At 68.2% G+C, this 17267-nt stretch carries 16 protein-coding genes; 6 read left to right on the forward strand and 10 right to left on the reverse strand.

What is annotated here, in order from left to right; genetic code table 11:
• Positions 1-121: 121 nt before the first annotated feature.
• Positions 122-1609, forward strand: coding sequence for a lipopolysaccharide biosynthesis protein (locus tag ABIC35_RS11580; RefSeq protein ID WP_121071947.1), 1488 nt, complete (start codon positions 122-124; stop codon positions 1607-1609).
• 6 nt (positions 1610-1615) lie between these two features.
• Here the strand turns inward: ABIC35_RS11580 and ABIC35_RS11585 are convergent, their stop codons facing one another.
• On the reverse strand, positions 1616-2044 hold the full coding sequence (locus ABIC35_RS11585; RefSeq protein ID WP_121071949.1) for a CBS domain-containing protein: 429 nt from the start codon (positions 2042-2044) through the stop codon (positions 1616-1618).
• Positions 2045-2113: 69 nt separating this feature from the next.
• Between ABIC35_RS11585 and ABIC35_RS11590 the strand changes: the two genes are divergently transcribed.
• Positions 2114-2410 (forward strand): hypothetical protein, encoded by a 297-nt coding sequence (locus ABIC35_RS11590; RefSeq protein ID WP_121071951.1) that lies wholly within the window; start codon positions 2114-2116, stop codon positions 2408-2410.
• A 4-nt stretch (positions 2411-2414) separates the two neighbouring features.
• On the opposite strand, the gene ABIC35_RS11595 is transcribed toward ABIC35_RS11590, so the two are convergent.
• The 8 genes from ABIC35_RS11595 to ABIC35_RS11630 form a co-directional block, all read right to left on the reverse strand.
• The gene (locus tag ABIC35_RS11595) at positions 2415-3965 is read right to left on the reverse strand and encodes a DUF4139 domain-containing protein (RefSeq protein ID WP_121071953.1); all 1551 of its coding nucleotides are present in this window, start codon (positions 3963-3965) and stop codon (positions 2415-2417) included.
• Between the two features lie 4 nt (positions 3966-3969).
• Entirely contained in the window at positions 3970-5358 is a 1389-nt protein-coding gene (locus tag ABIC35_RS11600) for a DUF4139 domain-containing protein (protein WP_121071955.1), read from the reverse strand.
• Positions 5359-5606: 248 nt separating this feature from the next.
• A complete protein-coding gene (locus tag ABIC35_RS11605) occupies positions 5607-7964 on the reverse strand; it encodes a glycoside hydrolase family 31 protein (RefSeq protein WP_121071961.1) in 2358 nt (785 codons plus the stop codon).
• Between the two features lie 73 nt (positions 7965-8037).
• A complete protein-coding gene (locus tag ABIC35_RS11610; RefSeq protein WP_121071963.1) occupies positions 8038-8361 on the reverse strand; it encodes a DMT family transporter in 324 nt (107 codons plus the stop codon).
• Entirely contained in the window at positions 8361-8840 is a 480-nt protein-coding gene (locus ABIC35_RS11615; protein WP_121071965.1) for a GNAT family N-acetyltransferase, read from the reverse strand. Before ABIC35_RS11615 ends, ABIC35_RS11610 begins: the two co-directional genes overlap by 1 nt.
• On the reverse strand, positions 8837-9727 hold the full coding sequence (locus ABIC35_RS11620) for a DMT family transporter (protein ID WP_121071967.1): 891 nt from the start codon (positions 9725-9727) through the stop codon (positions 8837-8839). The genes ABIC35_RS11615 and ABIC35_RS11620 overlap by 4 nt, the downstream gene beginning before the upstream one ends.
• A gap of 57 nt (positions 9728-9784) precedes the next feature.
• The gene (gene phhA, locus ABIC35_RS11625; RefSeq protein ID WP_121071969.1) at positions 9785-10651 is read right to left on the reverse strand and encodes a phenylalanine 4-monooxygenase; all 867 of its coding nucleotides are present in this window, start codon (positions 10649-10651) and stop codon (positions 9785-9787) included.
• Between the two features lie 37 nt (positions 10652-10688).
• Positions 10689-11534, reverse strand: a complete 846-nt coding sequence (locus ABIC35_RS11630; RefSeq protein ID WP_121071971.1) for a S1/P1 nuclease — start codon at positions 11532-11534, stop codon at positions 10689-10691.
• 100 nt (positions 11535-11634) lie between these two features.
• Between ABIC35_RS11630 and hisS the strand changes: the two genes are divergently transcribed.
• From hisS to ABIC35_RS11650, 4 genes are all read left to right on the forward strand, one after another.
• Positions 11635-12885 (forward strand): histidine--tRNA ligase, encoded by a 1251-nt coding sequence (gene hisS, locus ABIC35_RS11635; RefSeq protein WP_121071973.1) that lies wholly within the window; start codon positions 11635-11637, stop codon positions 12883-12885.
• Positions 12882-13955 carry a peptide chain release factor 1 gene (prfA, locus tag ABIC35_RS11640; protein WP_121071975.1) on the forward strand — a complete coding sequence of 358 codons (1074 nt, stop codon included), beginning with the start codon at positions 12882-12884 and terminating at the stop codon, positions 13953-13955. The genes hisS and prfA overlap by 4 nt, the downstream gene beginning before the upstream one ends.
• Positions 13956-14024: 69 nt before the next feature.
• Positions 14025-14882, forward strand: a complete 858-nt coding sequence (gene prmC / locus ABIC35_RS11645; RefSeq protein ID WP_121071977.1) for a peptide chain release factor N(5)-glutamine methyltransferase — start codon at positions 14025-14027, stop codon at positions 14880-14882.
• A gap of 263 nt (positions 14883-15145) precedes the next feature.
• Positions 15146-15994: a DUF4167 domain-containing protein gene (locus tag ABIC35_RS11650; protein ID WP_121071979.1), complete on the forward strand. Its 849-nt coding sequence runs from the start codon at positions 15146-15148 to the stop codon at positions 15992-15994.
• 120 nt (positions 15995-16114) lie between these two features.
• Here ABIC35_RS11650 and ABIC35_RS11655 read toward each other — a convergent pair whose 3' ends face one another.
• Positions 16115-17260 carry a CehA/McbA family metallohydrolase gene (locus ABIC35_RS11655; protein WP_121071981.1) on the reverse strand — a complete coding sequence of 382 codons (1146 nt, stop codon included), beginning with the start codon at positions 17258-17260 and terminating at the stop codon, positions 16115-16117.
• Positions 17261-17267: the final 7 nt, after the last annotated feature.

Raw genomic sequence — 17267 nt, forward strand, 5'->3', positions numbered from 1 at the left:
TTCTATGCGCGGTTCCCAACACCGTCAACGAGAAAATGAAACTTTCTGTCGTTTTCGTGACAGGCAGCCCTGAAATCCGCAGAAATCTGCGGTTTACGGCTTCTCAATCGGGGCATGCGATATGCCGCTGGTGACCGAATCAACGCTCGAATCGCCGAATCAGGCCCCGGAATCGCTCCGGAATCAGGTGCGAAAGGCCGTGATCTGGCGTTCGGGCACACAGATTCTGGGGCAGCTGCTCACCTGGTCGTCCACCTTCCTGGTCATCCGTATCCTCGCGCCCGCCGATTACGGGCTGTTCGCCATGACCCAGGTGGTGCTGGTGCTGCTCAACATGCTCAACGGCTATGGGCTGGCGAGCGCGCTCATCCAGCGTGCGGACGCCGGGCACCGGGCGCAGCGCCAGCTGTTCGGGATGCTGCTGCTGCTCAACGGCGGGCTGGCGCTGCTCCAGCTCACCGCCGCGCCGCTGGCCGCTGCCTATTATCGCCAGCCGATGGTTGCCGCGCTGCTGCGGGTGCAGGCGCTGCTCTATCTCTGCACGCCGTTTATCGCGCTCCCGTATGCGCTGCTCGCGCGATCGATGGATTTCGCCAAGCAGGCGCAAGTCAATTTCGTCTCGGCGCTTGCGGGCGCGATCACCGCGCTGACCGGGGCCTATGCCGGCTGGGGCGTGTGGACCCTGGTCGCCGCCCCCATCGTGCTGTTCGCCAGCCGCGCGATCGGCATGACGGTGGCGGCGCGCGCGCTGGTGTGGCCGAGCTTTGACTTTCGCGGCGCGGGCGACATGGCGCGCTATGGCGGGGTGATGGCGGCGGGGCAGGTCTTCTGGTTCCTGCAGAGCCAGGCCGACGTGTTCATCGCCGGGCGCATGTTCGACCCGCATCTGCTCGGCATCTATACGACCAGCCTGTTCCTCACCCAGATCTTCGTCTCGAAGTTCGTGCCGCCGCTCAACGAGGTCGCCTTCTCGGCCTATGCGCGGATGCGCGACGATCCCAAGGCGGTGGCGGCGGCGTTCGTGCGCGGCGCGCAACTGATCCTGCTTGCCGCGATGCCCTTCTATATCGGGCTGGCCGCGACCGCCGAGCCGCTGGTTGCGGTCGTGCTCGGGCCGAAATGGGCGGAAGCCGCGCCGGTGGTGCATGGCCTGGCGCTGGTGATGCCGCTGATGACGCTGCAAATCTTGTTCGCGCCCGCCAGCGACGCGCGGGGACGCCCCGGCATCAGCGCGCGCAACGGGGCGACCGGCGCGCTGTTCCTGCCGATCGCCTTTCTGGTCGGCGTGCATTGGGGAATCCTCGGCCTCGTCGCCGCCTGGTACGTCGCTTATCCGCTCTACCTCGCCTTTTCGGCGCATCGCACGCTGCCGGCGATCGGCGTGACCTATGCGCGGCTGGGCCGAGCGATTGCGGCGCCGGTGTTCGCGGCGCTGGCGATGGGGCTGATCGTCACCCTCGTCGATCGCGAACTGCCGCCGCTCGCCGCCCTGCCCCGGCTGGCACTGCTCGTCAGTGTGGGTGGCGCGAGCTATGGGGCGCTGCTGTTCGCCTTTGCGCGGGAGACGCTCGCCGGTGCGATCGCGCTGGTGCGCAACCGGGCCGGCTGAGCCGCGTCAGGCCGCCTGGATATAGGCGCGCATCGCCTCGGCCTCGGACTCGATGCGATCGATCCGGTACTTCACCAGATCGCCGATCGAGATGAAGCCGACCACCGCCTGCCCGTCGAGCACGGGCAGATGGCGGATGCGCCGCCGCGTCATCAGCGCCAGCGCGCCGAGCACCGTCTCCTCCGGCCCGACGGTGATCGCCGGCGCCGTCATCACGCGGCTGACCGGCAGCTCGAGCCCGATCGCGCCTTCGCGCTCGATGCAATGGATCACGTCGCGCTCGGAAAAGATGCCGACGACATTGCCGTTTTCGAGGACCGGCACCGCGCCGATCCGGCGGGCCGCGAGTAGTGCCACCGCCTCCGCGACGGTGCTGGTGGAGGCGATCGACACGATGTCTCGCCCCTTGCCTTCGAGGATTGCCGCGATGGTCATCGCCTTCTCTCCTTGGCTTTCATTTTTTAGGCGTTGTTTATCCCACGAATCGGCCCAACTTGCAAAGCGATGGAACAGCCCGACGGACTCGACGATCCACGGTACGCCGCCTTCGCCTGGGGGCGGTTCCGCCGCATCCTGTGGGGGATGGCGGCGGTGGCCGTGCTCGCCGCTGGCGTGGCGGAATATTGGCTATGGGCGACGATGGGCGAGCTCCACATCGTCACCGCGATCGCCACCTTCCTGGGCGTGTTCTTCACCATCATGATGGCGGCGGCGCTGATGGGGCTGATGTTCCTCAGCTCGGGCAGCGGCCATGACGCGCAGGTGGAAGACCCGCTGAAGGACCAGGTCGACCTGGACTAAGGTCTCAGCGCGCGCGCTTGAGGGTGAGGTCGAGGCTCGCGGTGCCGTTCTCCGGCACGGTTACCCGCCAGGTGGGGACGCCCTTGTGGGACACAAGCGGCGCGCCTGCCTTGGCGTCGCGATAGGGAATCGGCAGTTCGAAGGTGACGGGGGCGGCGAGTGCGTTGGTCACCTCGACCCGGTAGTTTGCGCGCCGCTTCGAGCCCGGTTGGCCGACCACCGTGTAGCGGACCTCGCTGCTGTCCCCCGGCCGGAGCTCGATCTCGTCGCCGATCGCGCGATCCTGGAGCGCCGACTCGCCGAGCAGCACCGGCTGGTCGCCGCGCGCCGCGAACAGGGCGACCGACCCGGCTGGCAGGGGGAGCCCGAGCCCGGTGCTCGTCCGATTCTCGGCGCGCAGGAGGATGGCGGCCGGTTCGCTCTCGGTGTCGCGATCGGGATCATAGGCAAAGGGCTGGAACGTCCCTGCATAGATCCGCGCCATCTGCACCCGCTCGCGGTGGAGCAGCGCGACCTGCTTGGTGGCGCGCGCGGCGACGCTCACCGGTTCGGGGACGCGGTGGAGCTTGAGGTCGCCCAGATCCTCCTGCTCGGCCATCATCACCGGCGCGAAGGCGATGCGCGATCCGGTGACGATGATGCTTTCGGCTCGATCCATCGGTGCAGGTACCGGCAACGGGGGTGGAGGCGGGGGCGGCGCCATCGGCGCGCCTGGCGCCGGGGCGTCGCTGGTTTTCCCCATCGGCCAGCATTCCAGCCGCAATGCGGTCGAAGCCCCGCGCGGCAGCCGCGCCGCCTTCTCCTTGTTGGGCTGCCCCGCCACCGCGCTGGTGCGGGCATCGGCAAAGCCCTGGCTGCCGCCATTCACCACCGTCATCCAGCCGAACAGGTCGAGCATGTCGCCCTCGCCCAGCTGCGCGACATAGTTGGCCGACCAGTCGAGCCCCTGCGCCAGATAGGAAAGCTGCACCGTCACCGTCTGCGCGCGGGGGCTGTCGGTCGTCACCGACAGCGTCGGCTTGGCGGCGAGATCGGCGGGGACGCCGGGATAGACCAGCGTTTCCGGCAGCCCCGAACAGCCCAGCGCCTCCACGCCCTGATCGGTCGTGAGCAGCACGCCGCCCACCGGGCCCGATTGAATCACCGCCTCGCTTTCGGTGACCTTGCCGGTGGCGCGATCGGTGCGCCGCACGGTGACGCGGCGCTTGAGATACGCATCGATCAGCGTCGCCGGGCCGAGTAGCCGGGCGTCGCGGTTCTTCTCGCCCACCCCGCGCGACAGGCCGATGACGATCGCGGTCTCCGGCATCATCCCCTCGGACACCCCGACGAAGCGGATCACCGACGCACCGGCGGGCAGCTGCAGCGTCCGCGTCTCAGTGACCAGCGCATAGCCCCCGGGCCAGCTTCGCCGGATCGTCCCTTCGCGACGGTTGGGATCGCGATAGACCGTGACCGCCACCGCATCGGGCTTGTCCGAGACGACGAGCGTCTGCGCCGCCGCCGGCAGTGCGGTCAGCAGCGCGACAACAGCAAAGGCGATGCGGGCAAGCATCGGATCAGTAGCGGCTGTCGAACACCATGGTCACCGATGCCTTGCCATTGGCAGGCACCGGCACCTTCCACTCTATCCGATCGGCGGAGACGCGCTCGCCGGCGAGGGTCTGGTCGGTGACGCGGACATCGCCCCACAGCCCGGTCTGGGCAAGATCGACGGTGATCGGCTCGGCGCGCGCATTGGTGAAGTCGTAGCGCATCGTGGTTTTCCAGCGCCGCGCCGAGAGTTTCTTGCGCTCGACCACCACCGCGGCGCCCTTCACGTCGAACGCCTCGCCGGTGCGGATCGACATGGCCGAGCCCATCGGCGCGGCATCGACCCGGCTCTCGCCGATGAACTGCGGCTCGCCCTTACGGTCGCGCATATAGACGCGGATCGTGCCGCTCGGCAGCTGGTCGCCCAGGCCGCCATTCTTCGACGTCGAGAATTTGAGCACCGAGGCGGCGCTGCGCGGATCGGTGTCGGCGCCCAGCCAGCCATTGATCCACTCATAGGTCTTGCGCGCCGGCGCGGCCTTCACGTCGAGGAAGCTGACCTGCTTCTGCTGGGCGTTGGCGATCGTCGTCCGCTGGGCGAGCGGGTAGAAGATATAGTCGCCCAGCCGTTCGCGCGGGCCGGTCTCGGTGCCGGGCTGGTCGATGGTCGTATCGTCGCCCGCCAGCCGACCGAAGGCTTTCGCGCCGCTGGGCGCACCGGCGACGAGCGTCACCGCGGCATTCTGGTAGCTGGTGCCGGTATCGTTGGTGAGCGTGATCCAGCCCTGCATGTCGATCGCGCTTTTCGCCTCGTCGAACAGCATCACATAGTCGCTGGTCCAGCCGAGGCCCGGCGTGAGATAGCTCAGCGTCGCCGGCACCCGGCCGCCGCCAGCGACCTGGAGCGTGACCGAGAGCGTGGGCCGGGCGCGGAGATTTTCGGGCACCTTGTCGAAGATCACCCGGACCGGCAGGCCGTCATCGCGCAGCACTTCGATGCGGGGGCCGATCTGGAGCACGATGCCGCCGTTGGCCGAGAGTATCCGCGCCTGCTCGCGCGTCTCGGCGCCGGTCGCGGGGTTGGTGCGGACGATGGTGACGACCGAGCCGACCGCCTTCTCCATCAGCTTGTAGGGGGTGAGCAGGTCGTAATCGAAATTCTGCTCGACGATGCCGATGCCGGGTCCGGCGAGCGTCACCGTCTCGGGCCGGATCTTGGCGGAAACGTCGGCGAATTCCTGGCGGGTACGGCCGGCCTCGAGCGGGAGGGTGCGGGCGTCCTGCACCAGCGCCTGGCCGTTCTGGTAGATGGTGATGGCGAGATCGCCCTGCGCGGTCTTGTCCGGGGCGGGAAGTTGCTGTGCCTGCGCGAGCGTCGGCCATGCCGCCGCCAAGAGCCACACCGCACGCCGCATCCTCGTCCTCCCCCTTAGTTGCAGGGAGCGTAGCAGATTGAAGGACTGCGGCTAGTGTTTCCTCCCCCAGGATTTCGCCATCCACGTGGAAGGGACGTCGCCTTCAAAACGACCGTCATCCCGGCGAAAGCCGGGATCCATTGCCTTCAGCGCTGGGGGAAGGAACCGTCAGATCGGCGCGAATGGATCCCGGCTTGCGCCGGGATGACAAGTCTTTGGTGGTGCGATGACCCTTCGCGGGCGGCGCCTTAAAGCGTGATCACGACCCGCCGCCCGTCATACACCACTTCACGCCCAGTCGCCTCGGCGAGCCCCGTGCCGACGCCCGACGCCACCGTCACCACCCGGAACCGCCGCGACTTCGCCATGCCGGGATAGCGCCCCTGCCGTGCGCCGATCGTCAGGGTGCCGGCTTTGTCATCCAGCGCCAGCGCGATCGTTGCCCGCTCGCCGCGGCGCCAACCCTGGCCGTCGCCGGCATCGTCATAAAGGGTGAAGCGGCCATCGGCGCCGCGATAGACGCGCAGCTCGATCGGGCGATCGGGGGACTGGTCGGCATATTGAACGGGCGATCCCAGCGGCAGGATCGTGCCTGCTGCGACCTGCACCGGAATCTGGCCGATCGGCGCGGCGACCTGGAGTTTCGCCCCGCCCGCATGGCGGGTGCCGGTCCAGAAATCGATCCACTCGGTGCCAGCGGGCAGATATACCGAACGCGACGTGGCACCCGGCTCGATCACCGGGCTGACCAGCAGGTTGCGCCCGAACAGATATTGGTCGCGCAGGTCCTGCACCGCGCGGTCCTGCGGGAAGACCATGCCGACCGGATAGAGGAACGAGGCGCCGCCGTCCGCCACCTGCCAGCTCTGCGCATAGAGGAAGGGCAGCAGCCGGTAGCGCAGCGCCACCGCATCGAGCAGCGGCTGGCGGACGCTCTGGGGGAAGCTGTAGACTTCCTTGCCCTCGCCGGTGCCGTGGATGCGGAACATCGGGTTGAACACGGCGAACTGCAGCCAGCGGGTGAACAGCTCCTGATAGGCGGGATCCTTGGGGCTGCCGCCGAAGAAGCCGCCGATATCCGCCGACCAGAAAGGATTGCCGGTCATCGAGAAATTGACGCCGGCCGGGATCTGCTTGGCGAACACGTCCCACCGCCCGCTGACGTCGCCCGACCAGGTGAAGGCGCCATTCCGCTGCTGCCCCGCCCAGGCCGAACGGGTGAGCAGCAGCGGGCGCTTGGCGGCATAGTCGGCCGCCATGCCGTCATGCACCGCGGTGGTGTGCATCAAGGGATAGGCGTTGAACACCTGCGCGCCGGGTCCCGCCGCGGTGGCCACCTCGGCCATCTCGCCCCAATGGCCGCCCAGCTCGGCCTCGCTGCCGTCGAGCCAATAGCCGTCGAACCCGGCCTTCCCCAGCCGGTCGGAGATCTGCTTCCAGTAGAGCGCGCGGGCCTTGGGCGAGAAGGCATCATACCAACGCCCTTCGCCCGCCGGATACACATTGGGGTAGGTCTTGGGGTAGAGCCCACCGATCGCGTCGAGCGCTCGTGTGTTCTCCAGCCCGACATCGAGCCGCGGCCAGACCGAGACGATGCTGTGCAGGTTCTGCCGATGCAGCGTGTCGAGCATCGCCTTGGGGTCGGGATAGCGCGCCGGGTCCATCTCATGGCTGCCCCAGCGCCCTTCAGGCCAATATTGCCAGTCCTGCACCACCGCATCGAGCGGGATGCCGAGCCGGCGATATTCGGCCGCCACGCCCAGCAGCTCGGACTGCGAGGCATAGCGCTCCTTCGACTGCCACAGCCCCCAGGCCCAGCGCGGCAGCAGCGAGGCGGCGCCGGTAAGCTGGCGATAGGCGCCGATCACCTGGTCGACATCGGGCCCGGCGAACAGGAAATAGTCGAGGCCCTCGCCCGCTGCCGAGCGGAACACGATCCGGTTGCCCGCCTGCGGCGTGTCCACCGCGACCTCGGTCACCGAGGCATTGTTCCAGAACAGCCCGAAGCCGGCGGGCGAAACCAGCACGGGCACGCCGACATCGGTATTCGCCTGCTGCAGCCGGACGATAGCGCCGCGATAGTCGAGCAGCCCCGCCTGGTGCTGGCCGAGGCCATAGACCGCCCGCCCCTCGGGCAGGGTGAAGGCGGTGCGCACCGCGCCGTCGGCGTCGGGGGTGCCGCCCAGCTTGCGGCGGTAGAGATCGGTCTCGCCGACCAGCGGCTTGTCGTCGGCACCGAGCAGCGCCACCGCGCCGGTCTTGCGATCGACGCTGATCCGCATGGCGGGCGTGGCGAGCAGATAGCGATCGGGCTGCTGATCCAGCGTCCACGCCGTCTTGGCCGGCTGGCCGACCAGCGCGAGGTCGGGCATGCGCTCGGCACCGTCGCGCAGCAGTGACACCCGCACGATCCGGTCGCCCCAGATGGTGAGCGCGAGCACGCCCTGCGCGGTGCGGAAGCTGGCGCCGGTCGGGTTCTGCGCGAGCAACGTCGCGCCCTCGGCGGCGGCGGCCTGCACCGGCGCGGCCTGCGCGGCAAAACTCGGCGCAATGCTCGCAGCAAGCGCTGCCCCCAGCAGCAGAGGCGACTTGGCTTTCACGGACATTCTCTCCCCTGACACGACGGTCTTGCCGCCGATCTTGTCAGACAAAAACGGGCCTGCCTAGCCCTTAGGGGTCTTAGTGCCCGCCGCCCGCCAGCCGCAGCCCGGCGATGCAGCCGACCAGCCCGAGGATCAGCAGGATGCGCATCGCGCTCACCGGCTCGCCGAACCACAGCATGCCGACGATCACCGTGCCGAGCGCGCCGATCCCGCCCCACACCGCATAGGCGGTGCCCAGCGGCACGGTGCGCGAGGCCATCTCCAGCAGCGCCATCGATACCGCGATGCAGACGAGGAAGGCGAGCGTCCAGGGGATGTTCCGAAAGCCCTCGGTGAAGCGCATGCAGGTGGTGAAGCCCACTTCGCACAGCCCGCCGAGCAGCAGGTAGATCCAGCCCATCAGCGCCCGGCCAACTTGGCGAGCGCGTCGCCGGTCACCCGCTGCACCGTCCATTCGTCCATGCCAACGGCTCCCATCGCGCGGTAGAAATCGATCGCCGGCTGGTTCCAGTCGAGCACCGACCATTCGAACCTGGCATAGCCGCGCGTGACGGCGATATCGGCCAAATGGCGCAGAAGCGCCTTGCCGACCCCGGCCCCGCGCGCGGCGGGGGTGACGTAGAGGTCCTCCAAGTACATGCCGGGCAGCCCGGTCCAAGTGGAGAAGTTCTGGAAGAACAGCGCGAAGCCGAGGGGCACGCCGTCCTCGGTCTCCGCAATCACGGCTTCGGCGGCCGGGCGCGGGCCGAACAGCGCGGCTTCCAGCATCGGCTCGGTGGCGACCACGGCGTCGGGCTCGCGCTCGAACTCCGCCAGTTCGCGGACGAAGCCGAGGATCTGGGGGACGTCGGCGGGGGTGGCGAAACGGATCTGGGTCATGCGGCGGCCTCGGTCTGGGGAGCGGGGGCGACACGGCCGCGGATCGCGGCGAGGCACCCGAGGATGATGAGCAGCGCGCCCGCGACCGTCCAGGCCGAGACGCGCTCGTCGAACACGACATAGCCGAGCAGCGCCGCCCAGACGAAGGCAGTATATTCCACCGGCGCCAGCAGCTGCGCCTCGGCATGGCCATAGGCCCAGGCGAGCAGCACGGCGGAGATCGAGCCGACTAGTGCCGCGCCGAGGATCCACGGCCAGAGGCTTACCGACGGCATCGCCGAGAACCACGGCGCCCCGGGCAGCATCACCAGCGCAAGGACGAGGCTGGTGAACAGCGCGACTTCGATCGGATCGGCGATCTGCGCCTGGCGTCGCAGCAGGATCAGGCTGCCGGCATAAAGGATCGAGGCGGCGAACACCGCGATCGAGCCGAGCACGACCTCGGTCGAGGCATGGGCCTGCGCCTGGCCGGCGGCGATGGTCAGCACCCCGAGGCTGGCCACGAGCGAGCCGCCGATCGCCGCGCGGCGGATCCGCTCGCCGAGAAAGGCGGCGGCGAGGAACATCGCGATCAGCGGCGCGAGGAAGGTCAGCGCAATGCCCTGCGCCATGGTGACGCGGGCGAGGCCCCAGAAGAACAGCACCACCGAACTGCCCGCCAGCACGCCGCGGGCGAAGTGCAGCTTGAGCGCATGGGGGCTCGGCCAGGGGGTTCGCCGCAGCAGAAAGATCGGCCCGAGCAGCACGATCGCGCCGACCGAGCGCCACAGCACCGCGCTATAGGCGCCATGCGCGATCGACATGCCCTTCATCACCGCGTCCATCACCGAATAATTGGCGATCCCGAGCGCGGCGACGAGAAAGGCAAGGCGGGGCGAACCGGACATGCAGGGTCGGGTAGCGGGCGGGGTTTCAGATTGCGAGCCCCTTCAAGCGCTTCCGCTTCAGGCCTTTCCGCTCGCGTACGCCTGCGTCCCGTGGGTAATCACGCCGTCCCCGGGCAGGATCGCGGCGATCGGAATGTCCGGCTGCGCGAGGATCTCTGCGTATAGCGGTGCAAAATCGGTCTCCAGCGTCTCGTGCAGCAGCGCCTCGAAGCTGGGGATGACGAAGTAGTTCTGCTGGAAATCGTCGATCCGATAGTCGGTGCGCATCACCCGCTGCATGTCGAAGCGGATGCGGTTGGGACTGTCGCTCTCCAGCGCAAACACGCTTTCGGCCGAGCTCGACACGATTCCCGCGCCATAAATGCGCAGCCCCTCGGCCTCCTCGACCAGCCCGAACTCGACCGTGTACCAGTAGAGCCGGCCGAGCTGCTTGAGCGCCCCCAGCTCCAGCGCGCGCATGCCGCCCCGGCCATAGGCTTCGAGATAATTGGCGAACACCGGGTCCGCGAGCATCGGCACATGGCCGAACACGTCGTGGAACACGTCCGGCTCCTGGATATAGTCGAGCTGGTCCGGCCGGCGGATGAAGTTGCCGGCGACGAAGCGGCGGTTCGCCATGTGATCGAAGAACACGTCGTCGGGCACCAGCCCCGGCACCGCGACCACCTGCCATCCGGTGAGCTTCATCAGCCGTTCGGACAATTCCTCGAAATTGGGGATGCCCGAGTCGGAGAGCCGCAGCGCCTCCAGCCCCTTGAGATAGGCCGAGGAGGCGCGGCCCGGCAGCAATTTCGCCTGGCGCGCGAACAGCTTGTCCCAGGTGGCGTGTTCTTCCTCCGTGTACGCGGCCCAGTCCTGCGAGATCGTCCAGTCCGCCGCCGCGCCCTCGGGCGGCCTCTCCAGCACATGCGTTTCTTTCTTCATGGACAGGATATAGCAGCCCGTCCGAAGGAGCGAAACGTCAGCCCAGTGCCTCGTCGAGCAGCTTCGCCAGCCGCAGCCCGCCGCGCACCACCTGTTCACGGGCAATCGGGACCAGCTTGGCGATGGTCGCCTCGTCCAGATGCGCAGGATGATCGCCCGGCGTGCACACGGCCTCGCCGGCCGCGCTCGGATAGACAACGTCGCGCGCGACCTGCCAGCTTTCGCGGCTCCAGTCCTCGACGCTGCCGCCCCAAACCGCGTTCCGCTCCGCCGCCGAATAGGCGCGCACGGGCGAGGGCGGCTGCGAGATCCCACGCTCGGCGAGATAGCCGTCCCACACCGAATGGAGGTTGAGCTTGGCGCTGGTGAAGGCGCCGTAATTGGTTTTCACCTTGTTGCCGCCGAGATCGCTGTGATCGCCCGCATGAAGCGGCTGGTGAAGGTCGCCGACGAAATGGACGAGGAACACCAGCGCCATCACCCGCTCGCGCACCGGCACCTTGCGGTCCTTGAGCAGCTTCACGTCGCGCTCGATCTGCGCCGACACGCAATTGCCGTCGCGGCAGGGCGGCTTGAGGTCGAAGGGCTGGCAGATGTCGATATTCTGATAGTGCCAGGAATAGGCATAGCTGAAGCGCGGCCCCAGCGTCTTGACGCAATCCGCCCACACCGCAGCCTGCTCGATCGTTTTGGCCGGGCAGGTCGGCGTCTCGAGCAGCGCCTGCCGTTTGAGCAGCGCGTCGATCTTGGCGCGCACCGCCGGCGTGACGTTCTTGTAGGCGATGGCGCCCACCGTCTCGTGGCCATATTCCCAATAGGCGGAAGCGGGCGAAGCGGCGCCGAAACCGAGCAGCGCGGCGAGGATACACAGGATACGACTCATGGGGGATCGCCCTAGGCCCGCCGCGCGTCCGCATCAACATGGCGGCTTCCCCTCGCCTGCATTGCGGCGGACCGGAAACCGGCCTAATAGCCGCGCCCAAATGGCACGTATCCAGACCCCCCAGCGAATCCGGGGCACCCAGGACATTTTCGGTGAAGACCAGCGGCGTTTCGCCGCGGTGCTCGAGAAGTTCGACCAGGTGCGCAAGCTCTATTGCTTCCAGCGGCTCGAGATCCCGATCTTCGAGGCGACCGGCGTATTCGCCCGCTCGATGGGCGAGACCTCAGACGTCGTCTCCAAGGAGATGTACACCTTCGAGGATCGCGGCGGCGATTCGATCACGCTGCGCCCGGAATTCACCGCCGGCATCGCCCGCGCCTATATTAGCGAGGGCTGGCAGCAGTTCGCGCCACTGAAGGTCGCCACGTCCGGCCCGGTGTTCCGCTACGAGCGTCCGCAAAAGGGCCGCTATCGCCAGTTCCACCAGATCGACGCCGAGATCATCGGCGCGCCCGAACCCGCCGCCGATGTCGAGCTGCTGGTGCTGGCCGACCAGCTGCTCAAGGACCTCGGCATCGCCGAGGGCGTGACGCTGCAGCTCAACACCCTGGGCGACGCCGCGACGCGCGACGCCTGGCGTACCGCGCTGGTCGCGCATTTCGAGGCGCACAAGGCGGAGTTGTCCGAGGACAGCCTGGCGCGGTTGGAAAAGAACCCGCTGCGCATCCTCGATTCGAAGGACCCGCGCGACCGCCCGATCGCCGACAGCGCGCCCGACATCGATGCCTATCTGACCGAAGAGGCCGCCGCTTTCTTCAAGGCGGTGACCGACGGGCTGGATGCCGCCGGCGTCGCCTGGACGCGCAATGCGCGGCTGGTGCGCGGGCTGGATTACTACCGCCACACCGCGTTCGAGTTCGTCACCGATCGGCTGGGCGCGCAGGGCACCGTGCTGGCCGGCGGCCGCTATGACGGGCTGATCGGCTCGCTCGGCGGTCCCGAGACCGCGGGCGTGGGCTGGGCAGCCGGTGTCGAACGGCTGGCGATGCTGATCGAGGAGCCCAAGGCGGCGGCGATCCAGGTCTATGTCGTGGTCGAGGACGATCGCGTGCAGGCCGATGGCGTGCGCGCCGTGTCCGCGCTGCGTCGCGGCGGGCTGGCAGCCGAGTTGCTTGCCACGGGCTCGCCGCGCAAGCGGTTCGACAAGGCGATGAAGAGCAACCCCGATGCACTGCTGTCGCTGGCCGTGACGGACGGCGCGACCTCGAAGCGGCTCAAGATCAATGTCGGCGATGCGGCTGCGATCGAAGCCGTGCTCGGCAGCATTGCCTGGGGCGGCCCGACCGAATGACCCGTATCCCGCCGGACCGCATCGCGGCGATCGAGGCGCGGCGCGACGAGTTGCAGGCGCTGATGGCGTCGGGCGAGCTCGGCGGCGATCGCTTCGTCCAGGTCTCGAAGGAATATGCCGAGATTGAGCCGGTCGCGGTCGCGGCGGGCAAGGTCCGGCAGCTGCGCGCCGAGGGCCAGTCGCTCCAGCAGATGACGCAGGACGCCGATGACGAGCTGCGCGCAATGGCGGTGGAGGAACTCCGCGCCAACGAAGGCACGCTCGCCGAGGCCGAACGCAAGCTGGCGCTCGCCCTGCTCCCCAAAGACGCGGCCGACGAGCGCCCGGCGCTGCTCGAAATCCGCGCCGGCGTGGGCGGCGACGAAGCCGCGCTGTTCGCAGGCGATCTGCTCCGCATGTACCAGCGTTATGCTGATCGGCTCGGCTGGCGGACCGAGCTGATCTCGGCCAGCAGCTCGGAAGCAGGCGGCTACAAGGAAGTCGTGGTCGGCATCACTGGCACCGGCGTGTTCGCCAAGCTCAAGTTCGAGAGCGGCGTGCACCGGGTGCAGCGCGTCCCCGCCACCGAAGCGGGCGGGCGCATCCACACCTCCGCCGCCACCGTCGCGGTGCTGCCCGAGGCCGAAGAGGCCGACGTGCAGATCGACGACAAGGACCTGCGCATCGACATCTACCGCGCCTCCGGTCCCGGCGGCCAGGGGGTCAACACTACCGACAGCGCGGTGCGGATCACCCACCTGCCCACCGGGATCGTCGTGATCCAGCAGGACGAGCGCTCGCAGCACAAGAACAAGGCCAAGGCGATGAAGGTGCTCCGCACCCGCCTGTACGAGGCCGAGCGCGAGCGGCTGGCGGCCGAGCGCGTCGGCGCGCGGCGCTCGATGGTCGGCTCGGGCGATCGTTCGGAGCGGATCCGGACGTACAACTTCCCGCAAGGGCGGGTGACCGACCACCGGATCAACCTGACGCTGCACCGCCTTCCCGAGATCCTCGAAGGCGAGCTCGACGAACTGGTCGGCGCACTGGTCTCGCAGGACGAGGCCGATCGGCTCGCCCAGCTGGATGGCTGATATCCTCCCTTCAGTTCCCCTCCCGCTCGCGGGAGGGGCTAGGGGAGGGACTGACGTGGACGGTGCGCGATGACGCTGCCACCCCTCCCCCCGACCCCGCCCGCAAGCGGAAGGAGCGTTAGGGCCGCCCTTGCGGAGGCGACCCGCCAGCTGGAAACCGTCTCCGACACCCCCCGGCTCGATGCCGAGCTGCTGATGGCCCATGCCCTCGCCACCACGCGCGACAGGCTCCTGCTCGGCCGACTGGACGATCCCGCGCCCGAAGCCTTCGCCGCGCTCCTCGCCCGCCGCCTGACCCACGAGCCGATCGCCTATATCACCGGCACCCGCGCCTTCTGGACGATCGACCTTGCGGTCGGCCCCGGGGTGCTGATCCCCCGCCCCGACAGCGAGACGCTGATCGAGACGGCGCTCGCCTGGTTCGGCGACCGCGCGCCGTCGCGCATCCTCGATCTCGGCACCGGCCCCGGCACGCTGCTGCTCGCCGCACTCGCCGAATGGCCGCAGGCGCAGGGGCTGGGCGTCGACGCCTCGGAGACCGCGCTCGGCTATGCCCGCCGCAATGCCGACACGCTCGGCATGATGCACCGCGCCGAATTCCGCCTGGGCGACTGGACTGCGGGCATCGAAGGCAAGTTCGACCTGATCCTCGCCAATCCGCCCTATATCGGGACAGACGAGCCCCTCCCCCCGCAGGTGCGCGACCATGAGCCGGCGGAGGCGCTGTTCGCAGGTGCCGACGGGCTCGACGATTATCGCCGTATCGTCCCCGCCCTCCCCGCGCTCCTCGCGCGCGGCGGGGCGGCATTGCTCGAAATCGGATGGACGCAAGCCGATGCAGTTTCTTTGCTCGGCCAGGAACACGGCCTGTCTTCAAGCGTCTATAAAGACATGGGTGGACGGCCGCGCGTGGTCCGGCTGACTTGAAACTACGCGCAAACGTCACATATTTCTGCTTGGAGATTGGTACGCCAGCGGCTAGAAGAAGGCCGGGGCGAGGCACCTTCAACCAAGTTGTTGAGATAAAGGGCTGAGGCCCGACTCCATGGTCATGTGTGCCGCTGCAGTCCGGCGGCCGTGGCAAGCGGATGGCTCTGGGTACGCCCGGAACCCTCCGCGAATGTAACCCTGCATCCGGAACCTCGATGAATCGACGGACGGCTTTGTAAAGACAGGACAACGAGACCTTGATGAACAATCGTCAGGCCGGCCGCCGTCGCGGTCGGGGCGGCCAGCAACAGCGCCAGGGCGGAAGCTCGAACAATCAGGGCAATGGTAGTCGGATCGATAACCGCGCCCGTGGTAATGCCGCCCAGCTGCTTGAGAAATACAAGAACCTGGCGCGCGATGCGCAGATGCAGGGTGATCGCGTCAACGCTGAATATTATCTGCAGTTCGCCGATCATTATTTCCGCGTACTGAACGAGAATCGCTCGCGCTTCGAAGAACAGAACCAGCAGCGCCGCCAGCGCGAGGACTTCGACGGCGACGAGGAAGAGTTCGAGATGGAAGGCGAAGCCGGCCGCGAGGACGAGGGCGACGCCCCCCGCCAGCAGCAGCAGCAGCCCCGTCGCGAGCGCGAACCCCGCTACGAGCGCGAACCCCGCGGCGATCGCGAGCAGCGTGCCGAGCGTGAACCGCGCGAAGCCCGTGGCGACCGCGACCCCCGTGGTGAGCGCGAAGCCCGCGAGCTCCGCGCCGAGCGCGAGCCGCGCAGCTATCGCGAAGATCGTCGCGAGCGCAGCAACGGTGCCGCGAACGGCCAGGCCAACGGCAATGTCGCCGAGGCCGCGCCGGTCCAGCCGAGCGCACCTATCGAAGCGCCGGTGAGCGAGGACGTCGCCGAAGCACCGCGCCGCCGCGGCCGTCCGCGTCGCGAAGCGCCGGTTGAAGCCGAAGCGTCGCACGGCATCGATGTCGCCATCCTCCCGCCCGCGATCGGTGCCGATGCGGCACCCGCCGAGGACGAGGAAGCACCGAAGAAGCCCCGCCGCCGCCGCACTGTGAAGAGCGACGAGGCCGAGGCACCCGCCGCCTGAGGCGACGGCCAACCGGCACCGATAAGGGCCCGCTTCCGATGAGGAGGCGGGCCTTTTTCATGCCCTTACGCTGCTCTCGAACGCGAGAGGTTGCTCCCCCCGTCAGCGGGGTAGAGACGCTCAGAATGCCGGGTCGAAGTTGAAGAAGATCGGGTTGGAGATCGCCACCATCGGCCCGGCGATCTTGGTGAAATTCTCCACCCCCGGATAGGGCGTCTGCGGCCCTTCCACCTCGACGCGATAGTAGCTGCGGCCCCGCGCATCGGGCGTGTCGGTGAAGCCGACGCTGCCGTCGGCACCGATGTCGAGCATCGCGAACACTTCGCCATTCTTCACCACGCGGACGTGATAGGCGCCGTCCTCGCGCTTCCCCGCCAGCCGTACGGTGAAGCGCACCGGCCCGGCGGGCGCCTTGGCATTGTCGCCCATCAGCATGTCCGCCTTGCTGTCGCCGTTCACGTCGGCGGTGAGTTCCACCCGCGGCGCATAGGGATTGGCGCTGATCGAGGCGCGCCCGCGGCCGATCGCGGCGATCACCGCCTCGCGGGTGCGGGCGGGTGCGAACACCCAGGTCGTCGGCGTGCCGACATTGTTGGCGGTCGCCTCGATCGCCTGCGGGGCGGTGCTGCCCGGCACCGTGCCATGGTGCGAATCGCTGCCGCCCCGCGCGCCGATCTTGCGGCCGGAGCTGAGCATGTCGTCCCAAACCATCAGGTTGGTCTTGTTCGGCGCCCAGCGGACGGTGTTCCACACCTCGATCGAATCGACCAGGTCGTAGGAATAGCCGAAATGATCCTTGTTGGTCGGGTGATTGGCCGAAAGGTGCACGCCCAGCCCGTCCTTCACCTTCTGCACCTGCACGTCGCGCGCGTCGCGGATGTTGTACAGCTTCTGGTGATCATAGGGCTTGGCCGAGAGGATCACCGCATGGCCACGCACCGTGGTCCATTCGGCGCCGTAGAGCAGCAGCAGCTTGTCGGAATGGAATTCGGGGTCGGACCAGCTGTTGTGGGCGGTGTCGCCGTTCACATGGTTGTCGTGGTCGCTGATCAGCAGGAAGTCGAAGCCCGCCCGCTCGGCGTCGGCGATGATCCGCGTCTCGCTATGGTTGGTCGAATCTCTGCTGTGGCGCGAATGGACATGGAGGTCGCCCTTCATCCACACGCCCTCGGTCAGGCTGGCGACGACGAACTTGTCGTTGGTCTGGGCGGAAGCGGCAGCAGGCACGAGCAGCGCGGCAAGCGCGAGGGCGGCAACACGGAACATGACTTCT

The sequence above is a fragment of the Sphingomonas trueperi genome, assembly GCF_040545965.1.
In the GTDB taxonomy this organism is placed as follows: domain Bacteria; phylum Pseudomonadota; class Alphaproteobacteria; order Sphingomonadales; family Sphingomonadaceae; genus Sphingomonas; species Sphingomonas trueperi_C.